This is a genomic window from Photobacterium sanguinicancri (assembly GCF_024346675.1).
GTDB classification, from domain to species: domain Bacteria; phylum Pseudomonadota; class Gammaproteobacteria; order Enterobacterales; family Vibrionaceae; genus Photobacterium; species Photobacterium sanguinicancri.
The window spans coordinates 1,533,848-1,558,186 of record NZ_AP024850.1 but is presented as its reverse complement, the minus strand read 5'-3'; the positions used below and the strand labels follow the sequence as shown (position 1 = coordinate 1,558,186).

At 41.6% G+C, this 24,339-nt stretch carries 21 protein-coding genes; 10 read left to right on the top strand and 11 right to left on the bottom strand.

All coding sequences use genetic code 11. The annotated features are described in order from the left end of the window. Positions 1–667: 667 nt before the first annotated feature. From OCU87_RS07430 to OCU87_RS07400, 7 genes are all read left to right on the top strand, one after another. Positions 668–2,830 (top strand): LruC domain-containing protein, encoded by a 2,163-nt coding sequence (locus OCU87_RS07430; protein ID WP_261858134.1) that lies wholly within the window; start codon positions 668–670, stop codon positions 2,828–2,830. Between the two features lie 81 nt (positions 2,831–2,911). Next, the gene (locus OCU87_RS07425) at positions 2,912–3,364 is read left to right on the top strand and encodes a hypothetical protein (RefSeq protein WP_261858133.1); all 453 of its coding nucleotides are present in this window, start codon (positions 2,912–2,914) and stop codon (positions 3,362–3,364) included. Between the two features lie 165 nt (positions 3,365–3,529). Further along, on the top strand, positions 3,530–5,977 hold the full coding sequence (locus OCU87_RS07420; RefSeq protein ID WP_261858132.1) for a helicase-related protein: 2,448 nt from the start codon (positions 3,530–3,532) through the stop codon (positions 5,975–5,977). 238 nt (positions 5,978–6,215) lie between these two features. Further along, positions 6,216–7,904 (top strand): NAD-dependent malic enzyme, encoded by a 1,689-nt coding sequence (locus OCU87_RS07415; protein WP_062691088.1) that lies wholly within the window; start codon positions 6,216–6,218, stop codon positions 7,902–7,904. A 179-nt stretch (positions 7,905–8,083) separates the two neighbouring features. Beyond that, positions 8,084–8,767 carry a SanA/YdcF family protein gene (locus OCU87_RS07410; protein ID WP_062691089.1) on the top strand — a complete coding sequence of 228 codons (684 nt, stop codon included), beginning with the start codon at positions 8,084–8,086 and terminating at the stop codon, positions 8,765–8,767. A gap of 658 nt (positions 8,768–9,425) precedes the next feature. After that, a complete protein-coding gene (locus tag OCU87_RS07405) occupies positions 9,426–10,796 on the top strand; it encodes an SLC13 family permease (protein WP_094958118.1) in 1,371 nt (456 codons plus the stop codon). Between the two features lie 261 nt (positions 10,797–11,057). Next, positions 11,058–11,372, top strand: a complete 315-nt coding sequence (locus OCU87_RS07400) for a hypothetical protein (RefSeq protein ID WP_261858131.1) — start codon at positions 11,058–11,060, stop codon at positions 11,370–11,372. Between the two features lie 125 nt (positions 11,373–11,497). Here OCU87_RS07400 and OCU87_RS07395 read toward each other — a convergent pair whose 3' ends face one another. Beyond that, positions 11,498–12,475, bottom strand: a complete 978-nt coding sequence (locus OCU87_RS07395) for a Gfo/Idh/MocA family protein (protein ID WP_261858130.1) — start codon at positions 12,473–12,475, stop codon at positions 11,498–11,500. Positions 12,476–12,735: 260 nt separating this feature from the next. On the opposite strand from OCU87_RS07395, the gene OCU87_RS07390 reads away from it, so the two are divergent. After that, complete coding sequence (locus OCU87_RS07390; protein WP_261858129.1) at positions 12,736–13,809, top strand: ketoacyl-ACP synthase III; 1,074 nt, start codon at positions 12,736–12,738, stop codon at positions 13,807–13,809. 51 nt (positions 13,810–13,860) lie between these two features. Here the strand turns inward: OCU87_RS07390 and OCU87_RS07385 are convergent, their stop codons facing one another. The 7 genes from OCU87_RS07385 to OCU87_RS07355 all read right to left on the bottom strand — a co-directional run bounded on the left by OCU87_RS07385 (position 13,861) and on the right by OCU87_RS07355 (position 21,252). Continuing rightward, on the bottom strand, positions 13,861–15,162 hold the full coding sequence (locus OCU87_RS07385; RefSeq protein ID WP_261858128.1) for a GGDEF domain-containing protein: 1,302 nt from the start codon (positions 15,160–15,162) through the stop codon (positions 13,861–13,863). Positions 15,163–15,327: 165 nt separating this feature from the next. After that, entirely contained in the window at positions 15,328–16,584 is a 1,257-nt protein-coding gene (locus tag OCU87_RS07380; RefSeq protein WP_261858127.1) for a DEAD/DEAH box helicase, read from the bottom strand. Between the two features lie 129 nt (positions 16,585–16,713). Continuing rightward, a complete protein-coding gene (nagK, locus tag OCU87_RS07375; protein ID WP_062691093.1) occupies positions 16,714–17,622 on the bottom strand; it encodes an N-acetylglucosamine kinase in 909 nt (302 codons plus the stop codon). A gap of 244 nt (positions 17,623–17,866) precedes the next feature. Next, a complete protein-coding gene (locus OCU87_RS07370) occupies positions 17,867–18,589 on the bottom strand; it encodes a tRNA-uridine aminocarboxypropyltransferase (protein WP_062691094.1) in 723 nt (240 codons plus the stop codon). Between the two features lie 252 nt (positions 18,590–18,841). Next, a complete protein-coding gene (locus tag OCU87_RS07365; RefSeq protein WP_062691095.1) occupies positions 18,842–19,180 on the bottom strand; it encodes a DUF3802 family protein in 339 nt (112 codons plus the stop codon). Between the two features lie 153 nt (positions 19,181–19,333). After that, positions 19,334–20,311 (bottom strand): sensor domain-containing diguanylate cyclase, encoded by a 978-nt coding sequence (locus tag OCU87_RS07360; RefSeq protein WP_390960803.1) that lies wholly within the window; start codon positions 20,309–20,311, stop codon positions 19,334–19,336. Between the two features lie 5 nt (positions 20,312–20,316). Further along, on the bottom strand, positions 20,317–21,252 hold the full coding sequence (locus OCU87_RS07355) for a response regulator (RefSeq protein ID WP_261858126.1): 936 nt from the start codon (positions 21,250–21,252) through the stop codon (positions 20,317–20,319). A 488-nt stretch (positions 21,253–21,740) separates the two neighbouring features. Between OCU87_RS07355 and OCU87_RS07350 the strand changes: the two genes are divergently transcribed. Together OCU87_RS07350 and OCU87_RS07345 are read left to right on the top strand one after the other, a co-directional pair. Then, complete coding sequence (locus tag OCU87_RS07350; RefSeq protein ID WP_062691098.1) at positions 21,741–22,100, top strand: glutathione S-transferase N-terminal domain-containing protein; 360 nt, start codon at positions 21,741–21,743, stop codon at positions 22,098–22,100. Between the two features lie 43 nt (positions 22,101–22,143). Continuing rightward, on the top strand, positions 22,144–22,830 hold the full coding sequence (locus OCU87_RS07345) for a DUF3334 family protein (protein WP_062691099.1): 687 nt from the start codon (positions 22,144–22,146) through the stop codon (positions 22,828–22,830). Between the two features lie 90 nt (positions 22,831–22,920). Here the strand turns inward: OCU87_RS07345 and OCU87_RS07340 are convergent, their stop codons facing one another. From OCU87_RS07340 to OCU87_RS07330, 3 genes are all read right to left on the bottom strand, one after another. After that, positions 22,921–23,202, bottom strand: coding sequence for a hypothetical protein (locus OCU87_RS07340; protein WP_062691100.1), 282 nt, complete (start codon positions 23,200–23,202; stop codon positions 22,921–22,923). A 171-nt stretch (positions 23,203–23,373) separates the two neighbouring features. Next, complete coding sequence (locus OCU87_RS07335) at positions 23,374–23,703, bottom strand: hypothetical protein (RefSeq protein ID WP_062691101.1); 330 nt, start codon at positions 23,701–23,703, stop codon at positions 23,374–23,376. 108 nt (positions 23,704–23,811) lie between these two features. Next, positions 23,812–24,318, bottom strand: coding sequence for a hypothetical protein (locus tag OCU87_RS07330; protein WP_261858125.1), 507 nt, complete (start codon positions 24,316–24,318; stop codon positions 23,812–23,814). Between the last annotated feature and the right edge of the window lie 21 nt (positions 24,319–24,339).

The window sequence follows — 24,339 nt, the reverse complement described above, 5'->3', positions numbered from 1 at the left end:
TTTGACTTTTACTAGTTACATTTGGGTTTTTGATAAGTACATGCTCATCATTACGAGGTCATTAAAATAGTTAAAAGTGGATGATTATCAGGTGAAGCCTTTTAATCTTTGAATATCTCAGTTTTAATAGTAAATGATACTGGACTTTTAGAGTAAGAGATTCAACATGACTACCTTGCTAAACAGTCATTATTCTAAATATATATCCACCCCGCTTATCTCAAGATTAGGGATGTCACGCTACTTTTTACTTTATATGTTTAATAAATATCTGTTGTCCAGCAGTTAATTTTGTCACACATATCAACAGTTGATGTAATTTATTAAACTTTCTTGAACGTCAATAACTATGTATTCCTATATCTATTTTACGCAGACCTTCTTGACCTTTCTTTACTCCAAAATATTTTGCCCTTTTTCCTTGATATAGCTGTCTATTAATAATTATTCATTTCATTAGCAAAATGCGAATTTTGAATTTAGCCAAGATAAGCATCTGCATTTGCCACTAACAGCACCTAGAAATAACCATTTAAAAACATTAACTTAAATGCAAATTCGCAACGTTTTAATTTTTGGCAACCATTTTGAATAACCTCTAAGCAAGTCACCTAGTCATTTAGCTGTTTTGAAAATCAGCAAATTTACAGATAACGCAGAGGCCAGAATGAAGACACCTTTACTTCCATTTGTTATTGCTAGCGGGGTTGCGGCTACATCACCTGCTTTTGCTGTTGCCCCTTTTAATGATTGCCCAACAGAAGCCATTCTTTTTCAAGGTAATCCCGCGACAGTTTATGCCGTTGATCTTTCTACAGGTAATTACTCAACAAAACAGACTGATACAGGAGCTGGCGGCACCATCAATGCTGTCGGTTTTAACGAATCAGATCGTTATATTTATGGTTGGAATAAAAACAGCAGCACTGTTACACGTATAAACCAAGCATTTAAAGTTGAGAACCTCACTGTATTGAGTGGCCTACCCGATAAAAATTATTTTGTTGGTGACGTATTTGATAACCATTATTACGTTTATTTGAAAGGCACGGGGATGTATAAAATTGATTTGAGTGCAGGCGATGATAGCCTTGTTGCTCAAGAAATAATGACTAGCTCAGGTGCTACGCTTCAACTGACTGACTTTGCCTTTTACCCAGAAACAGGCGATCTGTTTGCCGTAGAAAATACCAATAATAACCTTTATCGATTCAGTTTTGATGGTGCAGGAAATGCATCTTTCAGTCTTGTTGGATCAACAGGGCTGAGTGGAACAACCACCTTTGGCGCGCAATACTTTGATAAATCCGGTTTTATGTATATTAGTAATAATGGTGATGGGATAATCTATCGTATTGATTTACGTGACCTCAGCGACCTTAAACCTAGCGCTGAATTTTTCGCTCAAGGCCCTTCATCAAACCAAAATGATGGTGCACGCTGTGCCAGTGCCCCTGTCGTTGCTTCGAATACGGATTTCGGCGATGCACCCGATAGCTATAAAACATCGCTGACAGAAAATGGGCCGCGCCACTTTGTAGGACCAAATTTCATTTTAGGTTCTATTGTTGATACCGAAGGTGAAGCTCTTGTCTCGCCAAGTTCGGATGATAACGATGGCAGCGATGATGAAGACGGTATTACTTTTAACTCTGAGTTAAAACAAGGGTCTGATGCACTTATTCAGATAACTGTTGGCGGTGGTGCGAACGGCTATGTCAGCGGCTGGTTTGATTGGAACCAAAACGGTAAATTTGATCAAGAGAGCGAGCAGGCCATTGTTGATGAATGGTTAGCGCCTGGGCCACACAGTATCAAATTTCGAGTACCAGAAACGGCAGTCGCAGGATCGACTTGGGCACGTTTTCGAATCGGAAGAGATACTGGACTTAAATCTTTTGGTGGTGTGACAGACGGTGAAGTCGAGGATTACAGTGTAACTATTGAAGAACAAACCCTCACCCATTCGTACTACCCCGGTGAAGGTGAATGGGCAACTTTGGCCTATGAAGATAATTGGCCAAACAAAGGCGACTTTGATTTTAATGATGTCGTACTGTATTACCGCGTAGATACCGTTTCTAATTCAGATGGTAATATTGTTCGCTATGATATTAGCGGTAAACTTCAAGCCTACGGCGCAAGCTTTTCCAATGGTTTTGCTGTTCAACTAGATGAAATACCACGTGGTGCTGTTGATGAAGCACTAACTAAACTCGTGGTTAGTGACAAGACTCAACATTCTGCAAATGTATTAGAAGCAGGCCAAACTAATGCTGTTGCCATCATTTCAAGCAACTTAAAAGATGCAATTCCTGCTCCCACCTGTTCAGGAAGCTCAGGCACCTATTACCGCGTATGGCGTGGTTGTAATGACGACGCAGCAGACCAATTCACCTTTGAAGTCAGTATTCCATTCACAACACCGCTGGCATCCGGTCCTGAAATGCCCCTTAACCCATTTATCTTTGCACCTGAAGGGCGCTATCACGGAAGTAGCTTTAGTGAAGAGTTCCCAGGACGCGACCTCGAAATCCATTTGAAAGGCGATTGTTTAACATCACTCGCGTCAGAGAGCTTCTTCTCTACTCAAGAAGATACTTCTTCATACAGCGTCGCCAATTGCCCGGGTCCAAATTGCGACAGTTACCGCACAAGTAATGGCACACCTTGGGGACTTGTCATTGAAGATAACTGGATGCACCCCAGTGAGCGAATCAATATTCTGACGGCTTACCCTGAACTTGAAGGTTACGCGACATCAGGTGGTAGCAGTAATCAAAACTGGTTTATTCGTAGCAAAGCAGTTGAAGCCAAACTGTTTGAATAAACGAAATAACACGACGAACGATAGCGACCAATTTAACAAACGATTTATAACGAATATTAAATGACTCACGAGGGTATGTTCATGATACGTCAATGCTTACTGATTTTACTTAGCTTACAACTCGTCGCATGTGGCGGCGGCGGAGGGGGCGATGATTCAGGATCATCAGGCGGTTCACAGCCATCAGCCCCCGCGGCAACTAGTGAGAGTAAATTTGAGGATCTGGTTATTCCAGAAGGGTTTAAGTTTAAGAGTGCCTACCCTGTCACTGTCAATATTGACCTTGATACCCGTGAAACCATGTTTCTCAATATTTATGGCCGATATAGCGAGGCAACAGACGGTACGCCTATTCCCGATTCAAGCAGCCGCTTAATTTCAGGGCCCATGCAAGAGGGTAAATTCAAGGGAAAACTCACCATCACCAGTCAACGTACCAGCTTACTCGTAGAGGCTTGGTTTCAGGATGGAACCCGACAGCCATTTCGCCAGATTATTTCCTTACCAACAAATGAAATAGTCATTACCGATTAAAAGTCGCCATAACTAAACTCGCTGGTATTACTTATTTCTAGCCCGATGCGTAGTGTATTCCCTCACTATTGCCTCTTTGATGCAGCTCTGCTGCATCTTTTTTTGCCTTCGATTTATACACAACCGCCAGATGACACGGGAAAGCGCTGGTATCGAGTCACCTGAGTGCTTTATGATCGTGCCAGCTTCTCATCACCTTCGGATAACATTGTGCAATTACCTATCGACCCGCTAAAACCTCTTTTTATTGAAAAACTTGCTCAACACCACTTGGTCGTTGAGGCAGAAACAGGGTCAGGCAAATCCACACGTTTACCATTATGGGCCGCTGAATCAGGTAAAGTATTAGTGATTGAGCCACGTCGTATTGCTTGCTCTTCTCTGGCTGAATTCTTAGCCGCAGAGAAAGGTGAAACAATAGGTAAAAGTATTGGCTACGCTATTCGTTTTGAAGCACATTTTGACGAAAACACAGACATTATATTTGCCACTCCTGGTGTGGCATTACGCTGGTTAAGCGAAGGGCAACTAACTAAATTTAAAACCATTATCATTGATGAATTTCATGAGCGTCGCTGGGACACAGATTTACTACTCGCTTTACTCAAAGATAGCTCCAGCAACACGTCAAATTCATCACAAAAACAGCGCTTAGTCATTACCTCTGCCACCATTGATAGCCAACGCCTAACCCAATACTTAGGTGCTGAACACCTAAAAGCTGAAGGGCGTAATTTCCCTGTGACGGTTGAGCATATTGCTGTGGACAACAGACATAGCCCTGATATTCGGTCTATAGAAAACAAAGTCTTCGGTACAATTCAAACCTATCTCAATAACCAACAAGCGCTAGGCCAGAACCAAGGCGACATTCTTGTTTTTTTACCCGGCCGGAAAGAAATTGCCCAGTGCCAAAGCAAGCTAAAACCGCTTAGTCTTAATTTTGGTATTGATGTGATTCCACTTCATGCTTCCGTCTCTGATACCGATAGACAGCGCGCCCTGACAGCCAGCGAACATCAACGCGTTATTCTCGCAACCAATGTTGCTGAAACCTCATTAACTATTCCCGGCGTAACCTTAATTATTGATACAGGACTAGAGCGCCGCACCCACCAGCGTAATGGTCGAACGGTCCTTGGTTTGCACGCAATTTCACGCGCAAGTGCTGAACAGAGAAAAGGACGAGCAGGTCGTATTTCTGCTGGCCACTGCATACGGCTATATGGCAGTGCTGCGCCATTAGAGTTGATCACGCCTCCAGAATTACACCGCGAAGAACTCACTGAGCCCATGCTTGCGGCTGCCTGTTGCGACCATCGCCTTACAGATTTAGTCTTTATAGATACCTTACCAGAGAAGGCGCTTACTCAAGCGCAAGAAAGGCTCACATCTATGCAGGCCATTGATGATAACGGCCTGATCACAGAACATGGCAAGCATCTATACCCATTACCTATTGATGCCCTTTTTGCTCACTTAATCACAGCAATGCCAAATAAGGCTGCAACCGAAGCGATGGTTGACCTTGCGGCAGCCTTGTCTGTCTCTAATAAACTGTGGCAAAAAACAAACAATGAAGAAGTAGTAGAACAGCTCGAACAATGGGAAAAACACCATTGTGATGCAATGCTATTGATTAAACTTTTGCGTGAACCAACGCCTGATTTTCTGACTGTCGATGCTGATCGCTTACAAGAAGCACGTCAAATATCAGCACAAATTAGAGAAGCCTTATCTTTACCTCAACTTGATGTCGCGACATCAGTTAAGCGAGATGCTTGGCTTGCTGCTGTCATAAAAGCGGCACCAGAATTAGCATTTGTTCGAAGAGAAAAACGTCGACAAGCCTTGGGGAATGGCTACTGCGAAGTCACCTTAGGGCGTGATAGCCGCTTATCAGATAAAGCAGAAGCTGCCGTCGTGTTTGATCAATTTAGTCTTCCAGGCAAAGGGGTCAAACAAACCCTCAATTTAGCAACATGTACATCACCTATCCCATTATCAATGCTTGTCGATCTAGAATTAGGCGAACAGTACCACCATGAAAGCAAAATAATCGATGGGCAATGTATATCAACTACACAACGTATTTATAGTGGCAGAGTGATTGACGAGCAAACACAAAGCGTCAGTGATCTTGTGACAACGGCAATGATTGTAGAAATGATACAAAACAATCAAATCTTTCCAGGATTAGCTACCGAACGTGAGCACCAAATTGAGCAATGGAATCTTTTTCTCAAGTTAGGCCTTGCTGATCCAACGCTTTGCACCCGTAATAACCCTGCCGACCTTAACCTATGGCTTAACGAGCAAATTGAAGCTCTTGGTTTTGACTCTCTGGATGACTTAGCATTATTCAATAACGACGATTTTATCTTTGATGGTATTCCCGAGTGGGAACAAGCTGAATTTGATGAACGCTTCCCGCGCAAGATATATATTGCAGATTTGCATCTTAGTGCCGAATACGCCGCCGCAGGAAAGTTAGTTACTGTGGTTTATCAAAGTGGTAGCCGTAAGCAAGATCCGCAACGTTGGGAGCTCCCTCGCTGGCAAGGTTGGCGCATAAAATATCGAAAAGCGAGCCGTATTATTGACATTCGATGAACATATTTGCACTCATTTGATCATCAAATGAGTGCAAAATAAACGCAATTTTTAACAAGCTTTTAGCCGAAAAATAGATAACTCAATTAAATCTGCACACCAATCTGTAGAAACATGATCTCTTTCTCGAAAATAATGCGTTCTCCCTTTGAATTCACCGTGTTGAAGGACTAGGATTACGGCCTTAGAGCGAAGTGTTTCGTTCTCTCATTCTCCAAACAAGAACAGAGTCTATTGCATGAACAACGATAAAAGACCTTTATACATCCCCTACGCAGGCCCTGCGCTTCTAGAAACACCTCTGCTAAACAAAGGTAGTGCATTCTCTGTCGAAGAACGTATGTTCTTTAACTTGGAAGGTCTTCTTCCAGAAGCGATTGAAAGTATCGAAGAACAAGCTGAACGTGCTTATCAGCAATACCAAAAATTCGAAAACGATATTGATAAGCATATTTACCTGCGTAACATCCAAGACACCAACGAGACTCTATTCTACCGTTTGGTTGAAAATCACATCACTGAAATGATGCCGATTATTTACACACCAACTGTTGGTGCAGCGTGTGAAAACTTCTCGAATATCTACCGTCGTGGCCGTGGCCTTTTCATCTCTTATCCTAACCGCGATCGTATCGAAGAGATGATCAACAATGCATCTCGCCAAAACGTTAAAGTTATCGTTGTTACTGATGGCGAACGTATTCTTGGTCTGGGTGACCAAGGTATCGGTGGTATGGGTATTCCAATTGGTAAACTATCACTTTACACCGCGTGTGGCGGCATCAGCCCGGCTTACACATTACCAGTAGTACTTGATGTGGGTACAAACAACCCACAACGCCTATCAGACCCAATGTACATGGGCTGGCGTCATCCACGTATTACAGGCCAAGAGTACGACAAATTCGTTGATGAATTCATCACAGCAGTAAAACACCGCTGGCCTGAAGCGCTTATTCAATTTGAAGATTTCGCACAGAAAAATGCGATGCCTTTACTTGAACGCTACAAAAACAAAGTATGTTGTTTCAACGATGATATCCAAGGTACAGCAGCAGTTACTGTTGGTTCACTTCTTGCCGCATGTAAAGCAGCAAAAAGTAAACTGTCAGAACAGCGTATAACTTTCTTAGGTGCAGGTTCAGCCGGCTGTGGTATTGCCGAAGCCATCATTGCACAAATGGTATCTGAAGGTATTTCTGAAGCACAAGCGCGTAGCCAAGTTTACATGGTTGACCGCTGGGGCTTGTTAATTGACGACATGCCTAACTTGCTTAACTTCCAGAGCAAACTGGTTCAAAAACGTAAAACAATCAATAAGTGGGATGTTGAAAACACCAATGTATCACTGCTTGATGTAATGCGTAATGCGAAACCTACAGTACTTATCGGTGTTTCTGGTGTTCCTGGTCTATTTAGCGAAGATGTTATTCGTGAAATGCACCAACACTGTGAACGTCCAATCATCTTCCCGCTATCAAACCCAACAAGCCGTGTTGAAGCAACACCCGCTGATTTGATCGAGTGGACAGATGGAAATGCCCTCGTTGCAACAGGCTCACCATTTGAACCTGTGATCTACAATGGCAAAACGTACCCTATTGCACAGTGTAATAACAGCTACATATTCCCAGGCATCGGCCTAGGTGTACTCGCAGTTAACGCTCGTCGCGTTACTGATGAAATGTTAATGGAATCAAGCCGCGCATTGGCAGAATGTTCACCATTGGCTATTAATGGCACAGGTGCTCTTCTACCACCATTAGAAGATATTCAAAAAGTATCACGCCACATTGCCTTTGCTGTCGCCAAAAAAGCAATTGAGCAACGTAAAGCACCGAAAAATACAGATGAGCGTATTAAAGAAAAAATTGATACAAACTTCTGGCAATCAGAGTACCGTCGCTACAAGCGCACAGCATTCTAAAATTGGTTAAAAGCTTTAAACATGAGCCCGCTTTTATGCGGGCTTTCTTGTATCAGAGGTATACTTTTTAAAGTAATTGACATAATCGGCTGAAAAAACACCACATTTGACGTGCTTTTTACCTAACATTATCAAGGTATTAAGGTAATATATTTTCAGTCTTTATTATTTGGATTGGTATGAAGCTGTTTTCCATCGTACGTGTTTCTGCGGTTATAGGCATTGTTGTAATTGGCAGCAGTTTGCTTGTCGATCGCTGGGTGTCAGAACATACTGCTGAGCGTATTTTTACCGATTCGGCTCAAATACCTGAACGCTCTATCGGGTTAGTGCTAGGCACCAGTAAGTACATCGCAAAAACCTTAAACCCTTACTACCAATACCGTATTCAAGCGGCGATTGATCTTTACCAGCAACAAAAGGTGAATGTATTACTCCTAAGTGGGGATAATGCCCATCGTTCTTATAACGAGCCGTGGACAATGAAACGGGACTTACTAAGGGCGGGTGTGCCCGATCAAGATATAGTGCTCGACTATGCTGGTTTTCGTACACTTGATTCTATCGTACGCGCACGTGAGGTCTTCGATGCCGATCATTTTGTGGTCATTACTCAACGCTTTCACTGTGAGCGTGCATTATTTATTGCGGAAAAAAATAACATTGATGCAATTTGCTTAGCTGTACCTTCACCCAAGGGTTTGGCTGGCTTGAAAGTACGTATCCGTGAAGTATTAGCCCGCGGGAAAGCATTTATTGATCTATATCTACTCAATATCCAACCTCGCTTTCTTGGTCCTAAAGAACCAATAGTAGACGCTGAAGAGCATGAATTTGTCGGCCCGCCCGATAACCGTAAATAACTGAATACAGATAATTTCTTAAGTTTTGGCTCATAAATAAAAAGCACCAACTATACATAGATAGTGGTGCTTTTTTATTGCACATAATAAACCAGTCAACGATGAGCTTGTAATACCTATAATGCGACAAGCAGATAAACCGCGACTAAGCAGCTTGTTGATAATTACGTAAAAATTTCGCTCTCACTTTTTTCAAATGCGTACTTGCATCTTTTTGGACCATTTTACGTAGAAGTTTCTTATCTTGTGCCATTTCCCTAGCCTTTAGTTTTATTTTACACGCAATCTAGCGCACTTAATTGATGAATCAGATGATACAAGATGCATGTGCACCTCACTACTAGGAAGAAATGACGAAATAAATTTAGTAGAGTTAGTTCACACTTTTACATCCACCACAGCATTAAAACACAATGCAATTTAACATCCCAATTCCATATTTGACTCATTTCTTAATTTCTAATGCTGTAACACATTAAAACGTGTGTGGTTTTCTACACATTCCTAATTAATAGCCTCACAGTTTTAGTCATCCCCTTGCTAGATGAGCAACATATGAGCACCAAGCTATTAACATTGAATTCTGAAGGTGTAACATTTAGCCATACTACAACGATCCACATTGCACGAAGCAATCCATATGAAAAAGGAAGAAATCATGACAGCCTTAACTCTCACTCTAAAAAAGTGGCTGTTTGACCGAAATAGCATGATATTACTTGCCGATATCGCCTTATTCGCTATTTTGTTCAACACCCTACCCTTTGAAAAAGATGTTGTCGTCGGTCTAAGCATTCTTGTATTTGTCGCAGTACTTTGGCTAACAGAAGCTGTGCATGTCAGTATCACTGCCATTTTAGTGCCCATTTTAGCGGTTGGATTTGGTATTTTCCAAACACCACAAGCATTGAGCAACTTCTCAAACCCGATAATTTTCCTGTTTCTTGGTGGTTTCGCGCTAGCCGCTGCGCTTCATAAACAAGAACTCGATAAAGCCATTGCTGACAAAGTACTACTAATCGCTAAAGGTCGTATGTCTGTCGCTGTCTTCATGTTATTTGGTGTGACGGCATTCTTATCGATGTGGATCAGTAATACAGCAACAACAGCCATGATGCTCCCGCTGGTGCTAGGCGTACTAAATAAAGTTAACGCAAAAAGTGAACGTAGCACTTATGTGTTTGTTCTGCTTGGCTTAGCTTACTGTGCAAGTATTGGTGGTATCGCGACAGTTGTAGGTAGCCCACCGAATGCGATTGCAGCCGCTGAAGTAGGGTTAAGCTTTACAGAGTGGATGGCATTTGGCTTACCGATTGCGCTCATTTTACTTCCAATCACAGTGTTCCTTCTGTACGTAATGCTGAAACCAAACCTAAACCACACCTTTGAGCTAGACCACAAACCAGTAGAATGGAGTAACGGTAAACTTATCACGCTAGCAATCTTCGCACTGACAGTCTCATGCTGGATTTTCAGCAAACCAATCAACGCTTTCCTAGGTGGTTTCAGTAAGTTCGATACGCTGGTTGCTTTAGGTGCAATCGTCCTGCTTGGCGCATCACGTGTTGTTGCTTGGAAAGACATTGAGAAATCAACTGACTGGGGTGTGTTGTTACTGTTCGGTGGTGGTATTTGTCTAAGTAACGTTTTAAAAGCAACGGGCACGAGTGTATTCCTTGCGCACAGCCTAAGTGGCTTCCTAGAGCAAGCAGGCTTATTCTTCACCATCCTTGTTGTTGCCGCTTTTGTGGTATTCCTGACAGAATTTGCGAGTAACACAGCCAGTGCTGCGCTTTTAGTACCTGTGTTTGCCACCGTTGCTGAAGCGCTTGGTGTCTCACCTGTGATTCTATCTGCACTGATTGCAGTTGCAGCCTCATGTGCCTTCATGCTGCCAGTAGCGACACCACCAAACGCCATTGTATTTGGGTCTGGTCACATAAAACAAAGCGAAATGATGAAAGCCGGTATCTACCTCAACATTGCTTGTATTGGCGCCCTATCCACCTTCGCTTATCTATTCTGGTAAGCCTAGCTTGAAATAAAATTAGTGAGTAACAGAAGAAGCGACCAAACGGTCGCTTCTTTTTATTTGGGTGCATGATGATCTCTATAGGTAAAGAATATGGCACGTTATAGCTGATCAAATAGCATACTTTGTCTAAGGTCTCATTGTTATGATTTACATTATTAACTGATTGAAAATAAATAAATTATCATTAACAAAACTCCCATACAGGCGTATAATTGCTCGCTCTTCTATTGAGTGGTTATTAGAATTATATAGATTATGATGAATTTCAAAGTATTGCTATTAACAGGGTTAATTACAACTTTATCTGGATGTACGGTCTTTCTTGGTGAACCAGAAGCCAGGGTTATTAAGTTTAGTGATAGTGAATTATGCAGTGAACTTGCGGATAAAACATATAAATTTCACCCTGAGTGGTCTTGGGCGATTTCCAGTGAAATAAAACAAAGAGGCCTTGATTCGTCGAAAAGGTGTTCAGGCACTTATAATAGTCGAATGAGTCGATTGATGAGGAAAGTAAGAGCAGAGCCAATATCTTTCACTGATGCTCTTAATGACGATTTTAATAATTAAGACTGATACATCTTTGCTTTAGTTCTTCTTGAATTAAAACAAAGATGTAATAAGTTATCTTATTTGTTCGTGAATATTATACCCTGAAGTTATATCGCAATTGCTAGAACCTTCACAATTAAAGTCTAATCATCAGCAGGATAACGAACACCAATAATCCCACGTGCATGAGTAATGATATTGCTGACAATACGAGAGCGGTTAAGACCCTCATGCATGATGGTTTTGTTCGCCACTAATCCAGCAAAAACTTCGGCTTCATACTGCATGGTATTGGGAACTTGGTCGACAGACAAGGTCAACACTGGTTCATCTCTACGGTGAAGTTCTACCGCTAAACACTCAGAAATACCTTGTACCGTAATCGTCCCCTGCTCACCTTGTAGTTCACTTGGGATCACGCCATCACTCACTTTAGAGTGAGCTATCGTCACATCAAAATCTTGGTAATGTAAAACTAAGGTACCGTGCGCATCAACGCCTGAAGGTAACATCGCACCTTGTGCCGTAAAACTGTAGGGCTCACTAAACAAAGCAACAGCGGCACTTAGCGGATAAATACCAATATCCATCAATGAGCCATTTGAAAATGCAGGATTAAAGGTATTTGGATTTTCACCATTCAAATACTTTTGATAGCGTGATGAATATTGGCAGTACGTTAGATGCACTTTTCGTAACTTGCCTATTTTGGGCAGTGCTTTCTGTAGTGCAGTAAAATTAGGGGTGTAAGGTGTTTTCATTGCTTCAAATAACACAACATCATGTTGTTGAGCCAATTCAACAAGTTCTTCAACTTGAGCAATATTCGATGCCAATGGTTTTTCGCCAATCACATGCTTACCTTGTTTAATAAACAAAGCTGCTTGCTCTGCATGTAATGAATTAGGGCTAGCAATGTATACAGCATCAATAATGTCACTGCTTGCTAACGCATTAATATCATCGAAACAAACAACATTGCTGTATTTTTCCGCAAAGCTTTCCGCTGTTTCCAGAGTGCGAGAATACACTGCCGATAGTTGCATTTTTCCGCTAGCAACGGCACCTTCAATGAAAGTGTCGGTAATCCAGTTTGTGCCAATTACTGCAAATTTGATCATTGTATTATTACACCCTTTTACTTTACTACGCTGATAATCGTTACTGACGAGAGTATCAGCACCAATCATCTTCCTTCTGTATTATACACTTATGCCTCATAGATATAACGAGGTTTACAACGTTGATGTTTTAAACAGCCCACAACTCCTTTTCATTTAAGTCTGTGGCATTGTTAGCATTTAGAGGCTTTGACATTGCACATCTGTTTACTAGGGGTACTATAAAAAGAGATAACAATAATGAGAAGGTACAACGCTAGATGTATTACGCAGAAATTACAGGTTGGGGTAAATGCCTACCTCCCGCTGAACTTAATAACGAATTATTAAGCACATTTGTTGATACCAGCGATGAATGGATTCAAACACGTACTGGTATTCAATCTCGTCGTATTAGCCATGTTGACACCTCTAAACTTGCAGAAATCGCAGGAGCACGCGCATTACAAACAGCAGGTTTAGATGCAAAAGACATTGATTTAATCATTGTCGCGACCTGCTCACCAGATACGCTGATCCCCAATATTGCCTCAAAAGTACAACTAGATTTAGGGGCGACCAAAGCGGCCGCTTTTGATATGAATGCAGCTTGTACGGGCTTTCTATACGGTTTAGAAACGGCAACACGCATGATTCAAGCAGGAAACTACCAACATGTACTCGTGATAGGTGCAGAGCGATTAAGCTGGTATCTCGACTGGAGCCAACGCGATACTGCGGTATTATTTGGTGATGGCGCAGGTGCTGTGGTTCTGAGTAAAACGGATAAGCCGACAGGCTTGCTGCAAGCACAACTTGGTTGTGATGCAGAAGGTCGTGATGTACTCGCTATTCCAGATTTCGGCACATCAATGGACCGATTTAACCCTGATGCAGGTCATTTCTCGTTTGACTTTATTGGTCGTGACATATTCCGTCGTGCTGTTCGTGGCATGGGCGCTGCTGCCAATATGGTATTAGAACGCGCAGCGTTAAGCAGTGACGATATTGATGTGGTAATCCCCCATCAAGCAAATAAACGCATCATTGAAGCCTTGTGTGATCACGCAAAAATCCCATTGGATAAAGCCTTCATCAACATTCATAAATACGGCAACACTTCAGCAGCAACCGTGCCTATTGCATTATGTGAAGCAGTAGAGGAAGGCCGTATTACGCCTAACAGTAAGATCTTATCCGCCGCATTTGGCGCAGGACTAACTTGGGGGGCAAGTGTGATCCAGTGGGGGCCGCGTGTTACACCAATCAATGAACCGACGGCTGAATTACCCCCTTGCGAGCAATCAGCAAAAGACTTACTCGAAAAATCAATTAAGCACTGTACTCGTCGTTAAAATGTAAAAACCAAAATAAAAACACCCCATAATAATCTCGTTATGGGGTGCTTATTCAACGGCTTTACTCATAACGCAATTTCGACCATTTTGTTTGGCCAAATACAGAACCTTATCAGCTCGCTTTATCACTTCATCAATATTTTCATTTTCTAACTGAGCAACGCCAAAGCTAGCAGTCACTGACATTGCACTTGGCCAATGGTAGGTTTCAACAATACTACGTAGTAATTCCGCTAAGCCCACAGCCCCTTCAAGGGTCGTAGCTGGGCAAAATAGAATAAATTCTTCACCACCCCAGCGCACCAATACATCAGACTTTCGGATCCGTTGATTAATTAAGGCCACAAAACATCGCAGTACCTCATCGCCCGTTTCATGACCAAAATTATCGTTGATTGATTTGAAGTGATCGATATCGACATAAATAACGGAGAATGGTTGTATATTTACCTTCGCATTATCCACCAGCTCAGATAAATACCCTTCAATCACATTACGATTTTTAGCGCCAGTTAAAGCATCCGTGTACGCTAACGCTTCAACCGCTTGCGCTTTTTTAAATAAGTGGCGATTCGCTTTACGTAAACGTAATGATTTCTCGCGTATTTCAGACAAAACACTGCGTAGCTGTAATTGTTCAGATACCAAGTAGATAATGGCAAACACCAACCACAGTAGCAGTAATAACTTCACTAAATTCGATTCAGATATCCACTTACCATAAAAAACGAGCTTATTAAGCTGAATAGTATATTTTCCCTCTTGAACATAGCTACCCGTCGCTATCTCAATGGAGGTCACGTGGTTAAACTGAGGACCAGATTTTTCAATCGGCACACTATAATCCGCAATCCACCACGACAATACTTGAAAAGATCGTAAAGGAACAACTTGAAGATCTCTTTCTACTGTCGGAGTAAATTCAATAGCATTAAATTTATGAGATACAGGATCATCAGGCGAGGAATAGCTCGGATCATAGTTACGCAGGTATACACGTAAGCGTTCATTTTTAACGGGCGTTAAATAATCAACATCAATCCCAATAGAGTGAAAACGGCTAAGATCAATCCCCTCATTATTAGATACTAAATCAATTGCAATTTCACAAAAAGGCCATTTAGCTTGGTTCACGATCTGGCAGGTTAATATCGTTTGATCAGGGGATATTGTGATGTCCGTCACCGAGGCTCCGCCCTGGCTTTTATCATCAATGGCTTTATATTCTGCGATTTCAGGTGTAATCACTAATTGACGATCAGCGCCACCTAAGTAATGCCAAGTCATCGCAAATACCGAAATACTCACTAAAAACACAATTGATAACCGATGCATTCTTGCTGTGACCATTCTTTAGACCGTTATTAATATCACTTATAATAAATTAACAAACCACTTAATAAGCAACAAGATCTAATTTCGCTTCAATAATTAATATGCAACGTAGTCGATAATATTCGAAAAAAAGCCAGAATTAATCTGGCTTTTTTATGGGAAAGGTGGGCAATAAGATAGTTATCGTCTTGCTGAATTTCGACCGCGATTCTTATGAATTTTAGATTTCGCTTTCGCACGACGTTTTTCAGATGAACGGCCACGGCGTAAATGGTCAGGCGGCTTGATTGTTGGGTCAGGCTCATACCCTTCAAGCCACTCTTGCGGCAGACGCTTATCCAGCAAATCTTCAATAGCACGTAGCAAAGGCTCTTCATCAACGCTCATCAATGAAACAGCACGGCCTGTCAGCCCAGCACGACCAGTACGACCAATACGGTGAACGTAATCTTCAGCTTTAAATGGCATATCGAAATTCACCACGTAGCCAAGCTGTTCAATATCCAAACCACGCGCAGCAACATCGGTCGCAATCAATGCACGGACTTTACCCGTTTTAAATTCTTCTAAAGCACGCTGACGTGCACCTTGGCTTTTATCACCATTAATTGAAGCCGCTTTAATACCATCAAGGCCTAGCTCTTTTGCTAACTCATCAGAGCCTTGCTTAGTGCGTGTAAACACTAATACTTGCTGCCAGTTGCGCGAACCAATCAAATAAGACAGTAATTCACGCTTACGGTGCCTATCAACTGGGTGAACAATTTGCTCAACCGTATCAGCTGCACTATTCGATGGTGTCACTTCAATTAACGTCGGTTCTTCAAGAATGGAATAAGCCAAATCTTTAACTTGCTTACCGAAGGTAGCAGAGAAAAATAAAGTCTGACGATTGTGCTTAATGCGCCTCATAATGCGTTTAATATCAACAATGAACCCCATATCTAACATGCGATCGGCTTCATCAAGCACAAAGTATTCAATTTTAGATAAATCAACCGTACCCACGTGGGCATGATCGAGCAAGCGTCCAGGTGTCGCAACCAGAATATCCACACCAGCCTGCAAAGCTTTAACCTGAACATTCATGCTGGTGCCGCCATAAGCCACAGCCATTTTTAATTCAGTATATTTACTGTAAGTCACCAAGCTGTCGAATACTTGCTGGGCTAATTCACGCGTAGGTGTTAATACCAATGCACGTACTGTTGGACGGCCTGCCGCTTGTACTGGTGCTGGGTTTTCTAGCATTTGATGCAATAAAGGTAGGCCAAAGGCTGCGGTTTTACCCGTCCCTGTTTGCGCTCCAGCCATAATGTCTTCACCTGCAAGTACGTGAGGGATGGCTTGTTGCTGTACTGGCGTAGGCGTTTGAAAGCCGAGCTCGTCTATTGCTTTCAATAACTGAGGATGAAGTTCCAAAGCGTGAAATGACATTATGTTTACCTGTGACTATGTTGAAGAGCGCGCATAGTAACAGCGTGAGATAAGAGAAGAAATAGCAGAAAGGAAATATCCGAAGCCTATTAACTTAGGCTTCGGAGCTATATCGCTATCAAAAACAGATTAAGCGATATTTAAGAATGCAGCACCACGAACACCGCCTGAATCGCCATGTTTCGCTTTAATGATTTTAGGCACACGAGCAACAGACAATAGATGCTTAGATATACGTTTTGGCAACTCTTGGTATAGAAGCTCAAAGTTAGATAGACCACCACCCAAAACGACCACGTGAGGGTCTAGGCCTGTAAACAAATTCGCTAAGCAAATCGCAAGCAGCTCAAGGAAACGATCAACGTGCTCAACCGCTTTTTCTTCACCCGCTTCGTGGTTCTTAATAATATCAATCGCTTTTAGCTTCTCACCGTAATAGTGGGCGTATAGCAGTTCAAAACCACGACCAGATAGGTAATTATCGATACAGCCTTTATTATCGCAGCCACACGTAAACAGCGGTGCTTTGTCGCCCAGGTGGAACCACGCATCGATAGGCATACGTGTATGACCTAGCTCACCCGCGACATGGTTCATGCCTGAAAATACGTGACCGTTATAAACTAAACCGCCACCAAAACCAGTACCTAAAATCAGACCTAAGACTGATTTTTCGCCTTGTAGCGATTCATCCCACGCTTCCGATAGCGCAAAACAGTTCGCATCATTATCGATATTTACACCGCGACCAAGCTTAGACTCAAGATCTTTACGTAAAAAACGGCCTTTTGCCGCTGGGATATTCGAAGTCAGAACTGAACCATCACGCGCATCTTCCATGCCCGGCAAGCCGATTCCAACAAGTCCTTCACAGCCAAATTCTTTGTCTGCTTTATTGATCAATTCAACAATGGTATCGACTAACTTTTCGTAGTCATCTCCTGGCGTTGGTACGCGCTCTGTCGCTACACGTTCTAATTTTTCATTAAACGCGCCAAATTCAATTTTAGTCCCACCAACATCGAAACCGTAGTACATCCTGTTCTCCCAAGAAAAATTAATCAAAAAATCAAATTGAAAAAATTATCCATACTTCTACACCTACAGACTGTGATGTAATCCTAATTTAAGTGGCAATTCCTTAGTAACGGCTCGCGTTTGTTGAAAGAAACAGCAAGTTATTACATTTTTTGATTGGTAAGCCCTAAAATTTAACGTTATCACAGTAGTCTCGGTGAATAAATGTACGACATTCATGCACTAACATATTGAAAAAATACGATTATGCTTGCTGCGATTGGTACATTTTCAAGTCATTCAAGGCTTTCGCATCAGGCAACTGTCTATTCATTTTACCTGTCATGTAGTGCTCACGAAATACATCAAACCACAAATCTAATGTCTCTGCGTTATTTTGCTCACCAAATACATCAATAATACGAGCAGCAACTTCTGCCGTGCCGAGTTGATTGTCTTTAGAGGCAACGCGTACGGTGTAGCGCGACGGTTTATCTGGGCTAATAGACATCACGGGATATTTATTAAGGTATGGACTTTTACGGAACATTTTTTTTGCTTCAGCCCAGCTACCATCAAGCATAATGAAAAGCGGACGTTTGCCTTCTTCTAGCTGTACTTTGCTCACTACCCTTTCTGGAGTCGCGTATTCTTCAGGAAAAATCACATAAGGCTGCCATTGCGGATCATCTAATAACGTCAGCATTTCAGCATTAGGTTCAGTACGCGACCAAATATAAGCAAATGTATCTTGGAATAAATCAGCAATCAAACGACCGGTATTGCTTGGTTTCAGCACTTCGTCATCGTACATAACCAGCAAAAAGGCCGCATTTGATTCAATGACAGGTTTATGGCTACAAATACATAAATGAGGACGCAACATGCAGTGGCGACAACGTTCCACTTTAGCACCACGGGCAAGGAATGGGCGGGTCGAACGTGCAAGACGTTCTTCATAGAGTTCATGGACAGCGTGAATGCGCATATTGCAGTTAACCTTAAACGAAAAAACGCCAGCATTGTACTGGCGTTGAGCCAAGTTGCAATAGCACTATTTTATCTGATGGTATACTGCACCTGCATTAACCCCATTTTAATCGTGGCTGGGTTTGTTTCTTAATCGCGACATCTATTGTCGCGCTGCATCTCGCGAATAAGCTGTAGAGTGAAATAGCAGGCAATAAAAAAGGTGGAACCAATTCCACCCTTCATTGACCTTTTTGTTTATCTACCGAGACTACTGACTAATCGCGCTATCAAATAGATTTTTTACCAAACCGACATAGTCTTCAAGGAAAGTAATTTGTTCATTGGTCGGACAGCGAGTCCATGCACCTGCAAGCACTTCACTTAAATCTTCAACAACCGCATCCGCTTCTTTCATCAATTTAAAACGTAAGTCTTGCTCTATATCTGGATTCTGACTAAATACGACCATCAGATTAGATGCCACCATATCAGTCACAACATCTTCAACTGTTTCAGTACAAGTATCCGTATTCACATTTTCGAATAACGACAGGTGCTCGGTAAAATATTCTATCAGCGCCAAGTAACCTTCAGATTCAACAACCATATTCGTTCTTCACATTATTTACAATTGGGTCAATTCTAAATAGAAGAGAGAGAATTTCAATCCCATTACTTCATCTTGTTGCTGTATATCAAATCTTGGGTGCTGTTTTAACCCATTAGCCCCACGATTAAGCAATACTTATAAGCTAAACAATTAAGACGATGCCATCACCGCGCGCTCTAAGGCTGCCGAGTTTGATACTGTCGTTTGATTTCGTCCATTTTGTTTTGATTGATACAACGCATTATCGGCATTTTCTAACCAAGCCTCATACGTTCGAAATCCTGAGTGCCACTCACTGACTCCCAAGCTGATCGTCACACTAATCGAACGTACATCTACCGAAACGGCTGCACTCTGAACACGATCACGAAGCCGTTCCGTAAAGTACAATCCCATATCTGCGGTCGTATTGGGTAAAATCACCCCAAATTCTTCGCCACCATATCGACCAGCAATATCACTTTGACGCTTAGTTCTTCTTAGCAGGCTTGCAACAGTACGAATGACGCCATCCCCTGTCACATGCCCATAGGTGTCGTTCACTTTTTTAAAGTGGTCAATATCAAACATAATCAATGTCGCGGGTTGTTGCAGTTGACGGCAGCGATCAAACTCTTCAAGTAGGCAGCTTTCCCAGTGGCCTCGGTTATAAAGTTGAGTAAGGCGATCTGTCATACTCAAGTGCGTTAACTGCTCATTAGATTCTCGTAAATGCGTTTTGTTTTTAGCAATGTCAGAAACATCAGTGATAGTCATACAAACATGGCTATATTCGCCACTTAGCGCCTTCAGTGGTGTTAATGTCATGTTCTGATACATCAAACAAGAACCACCAGAGATCGGGCTAAAATTCTGGAAATTGAAAATCTGAGGTCGATCTTCCCAACTAGTAAAAGAGCGCATACGTAATTTGAATGTGGATTCAATTTTGTTTTTTAACCACGCTTTAGGTAGGTCATCAACCACATCGAATAAGTTCTGCCCCATGATACGATCTGTATTAATACCGCTATAGGCTTGCATGAAGGTATTCCACGCAATGACAGTATAATTACGATCAAGGATCACAACACCAGCATCTATATTATCCATCACCTGTAGCGTTAAGTGAAAATCAGCAAGGTTCATCTGGTTCAATGTAGAGTTTCCATTATTTTTTTTATGACCGGCGTTGAACTACTGTCCATCAAGAACAATACATCACAATCAAGATCTAACGATTCGGCTCGGTAACCATATTCAATCGTGGAATACACCGTAGCTGCACTTTTTGTATTGTCGTTCCAGTGCATATATTCCTCTAAGACGATGGGTTGACGTACAGAGAAGGGAATATTCATATGTTCGGTCAATGCACCGAGAAATGAAGACACCATTAAATTCGCAATATCAATCACAACTTCATTGGTGTGTTCATCAACTTGGCTAAAACCCAATCGCTCACCAAACACCGCAATATCTTTACCATGCAAACGGACAAGCGCTTCACCATAAATTCCCCCACCAACAAAACGCTGTGAAATAGCAATTGCGTTTTCATTATCTCGGAGTTCATTAAGCGTCATAGCTAAACTGCTCGCCTCTGTTGTGGCAACAACAGGTAACGGCATAGTAATAAATTCCCCTAAATGATCAGAAATAATAGCGGCACCTCGCCCTAATGCGACATTAGCAACCTCTCTAAACACTTCAATATAACTACTTTCCTCGCGGGGAGAAGTCACCTTTTGTTGCAGTGGCGATTGTTGTAGTGGCAATGTTATGCCTAAACGGTTTAAATTCTCAAAAAGCTCACATGATTCAAAAGGTTTACTCATAAAACGCTCAACGCCTAATGCTTTGCACCGAGCTTTCGCCTGCTTTTGAACATCAGCCGACAATACAACGACCTCTGTGCCATATTCATTCACTGGTAACGATTCAAGTAATGTATAACCATCCATAACAGGCATAGTTAGGTCAAGAAACAAGAGATCAATATTATGATGACGTAAGCACTCAAGCCCCTCTTTTCCATTCAATGCGTAATGCAAAACCACGTTATCAATAGCACTTAGATAACGTGTCATTGTTCGGTGCACTAACGGTGAGTCGTCGCAAATTAAAATGTTATAGTTATGTAACACAGCTCTAGCCAGCCTTACAAAGGACGTTTTAGAACAGGTATCATAATCAAACGATTTTATATAAGGTATTTTCATGTTACTAATTTTATTAAATAAGTGACACTGATCGTCTTTTTAGGCAGAAGGTGGCATTTTTTTGGCTAATGAAATTATTGTTTTTATGACGATTATTGCAGGTAGATAACTAAATATACCTTTATAGTCTGAATATTTACGTCACATTTAACTCAACATTAACAGCAATACCTCGAATTTATCGAGTCCCTCCGCTCCAATTGCCTAGTTATTTAGGCTAAAAAAACATCCGCATACAATATATTAAATGGCTTATCAACTATAAACTGATGTTGTTTTCATCTGAACTCATTACCTTCAAATATGATTGTGATAAACTCCAGAATCACAAAAACATAACAAACAGGTAAATAAACATGAAAGTGGTTCGCTGGATCCTAGGTCGTCTTATCTTAATTTTAAATGCTGTATTTTCACCTAAAGGTTTGGCTCGCGAAGCCGATAAACAACAAGAGGTGAATAATGAGGTTAAGAAATTAGCACTTTACCAATTTGAAGCCTGCCCTTTTTGTGTGAAGGTCCGTCGATCTGCAAAACGCCTGAACCTGCCTTTAGAAACACGTGATGCAAAAGTTTCACCATGGGAACAGGAACTTATAGAGCAAGGTGGAGCAAGAAAAGTACCTTGCCTACGCATTGAAAAAGAAAACAGTGACATCGAGTGGATGTATGAATCCAACGATATCATCGCTTACCTTGAAAAACGATTTGCATAAACCTTCACTGTAATATTCATAATTAAACAGTTTGAGAAATAGAATGAAAAAAACTAAAACCATCACGACTGACGACATTTTATTAAAACTTTGTCAGTCCTTTTCCGGTGTATTATCTACCGCAACTGAAACGAGTATTAACTATTCGGCAATGGTTCAAAAGATTAATAAAACAAGCTTAAAGCCAGATATTGGCTGTTTTGTTTTATTTGATGGTGGTTTTACAGGGTTAGTTGTTGCTAACTTCTCGCAACATGCAGCATTGGAATTGTACCAAGAGTACATGTTGAAAATGGGAATTCCTGCTGATGAGTTAGCGATCTTGCATACATCTGATGATGTATCAAATGTGCTGGGTGAGTTAATGAACCAAGTTATCGGTGATTTCACTAGCAAGATTCGCCGTGAGCTACAAATTTCGATTATGCAGAACCAACCAAAAATGTTGGCGCTGAACAAACAAATATTGCTATCAGTAGATACTAACCTAGACCGTCCACAAGCTCGCCGTGTTAGCTTCACGACGCAGAAAAACAACATCTTCTATTTAGAACTGGCAATGGATAAAACTGAGTTCATTCAAATTGAAGAATTTGAGCAACATGCTGACGTCGATCCCGATAGCCTGATTGAAGAAGAGCAAAATAAGAAAACGGCATCAAACGAACCGAAATCAGCAGCATCTGTATCGCAATCAGAACAAGACTTACTGGATGAATTAGGTATCTAATAAATCCCTTATACTATGGTTCGTAAAAAAGGGCTTGGCAGTTTTGCCAAGCCCTTTTTAATATTGGGTAAGTACTGTATAGCTTCAATCTTAACGGTAGCCGTGCTCATTTTTCCAGCTACGACTCATTTTATCAACAATACAGCTAGGTAATGGACGGTGGGCTTGAGAGGGTTTAGTTGTAATAGGACGATAACCAGCGATTTTCAATCGTAAATCAATTGCTTGGTTAATTGGCATACCTGCATGCGCAAGATCCCAGCGAAACACCCTTAACGCAGTATATTCATGTTGTTCAATGTCACCACCATAAGGATATTTCAGCACTTTCTCATAGGCTTGCGTTGCTAGTTCAAAGTTTACTTGAATCATAAGCGCCTCCTGTGAACCAATAAACATCATTTGCGTACTGGTTATAACCACAGTATTACGTTACAACGTAGCTGGCAAGAAAAATCGCCTTTTTTATGTGTTTTATTCAGACACAAAAAAACCGAAACGCCGTTTCGGTCTTGTGTCTTCGCAACTTAAGAAAGCTAAACGTTACTTAGGGATATTAAAATTCTTGTCATCCGCGCAGGTGAAGGTGTAGTAATTCTTGCGTTCGCTGAATACAGTGAACCCTTTACCGTGGCAGTATGCTCCATTTAGCTCTTGCATATACGCTAACGTACTTTGATTCTTCACCACAAAATAACTGTCATTTTGACAAATAACTCGTATTTTTCCATCATCACTTTTAGAAAAAGCCTTTACCTTCGCACCACATAAGGCGTAGCTTGCTTCAACATAATCATCAGCTTGTTGATCAACAGTTTGGCTACAAGCGGTTACTGCCACAGTAAAGAAAATCACACTAAATACACGAATCACAGACACTCTCCTTTTCGACGGTGAAGAATTGTGTTCTTTTTCAGTGTAGTAGTTCTAAACAAGCACAACAAATAATTGCAGTAGAGAGTCGCAAATAAAGCCTATTTACTAGCCTTTTACATGTTTTTTCTCATCGATGCGACGGCGATGCCAAATTGAGTAATGGCGAAGTCCCGCAGGGCCATGTGCAATAAAGACAGACAGAATCAATATGGTTGCGAATAATACAGGCTTGTTTTCAGGGAGAATAATAAACGATGCAAGTAAGCCTAACTTAACAAAAGTGAGCACACCTTTAAGCTGAATTAACCATAATTTAGAACTTAATATTTCAGATATCATCATAAGTACACCAGTCGCCATGGCTAATATCCACCACATTTGCCACTGGTAACTCTCAACCTGATACAAAATACCCGCACTGGCCATCGCAATACCCGTTATATGGAGCGCACGTAGCCCTGTTTTACTCAAACGACGAATCCAGAAACGCGTCTCTGACATGCCAAATTCTTCTTGTTTGCCCCGCTTACGAGACGAACGAGAGGAGCCTACTTTTGTTTCATGCAGGGAAGAGGATTCTGTGGCACTTTCTGGTTTGGTAGATCGGGTCATAACATTTCATCTGGAATTCTT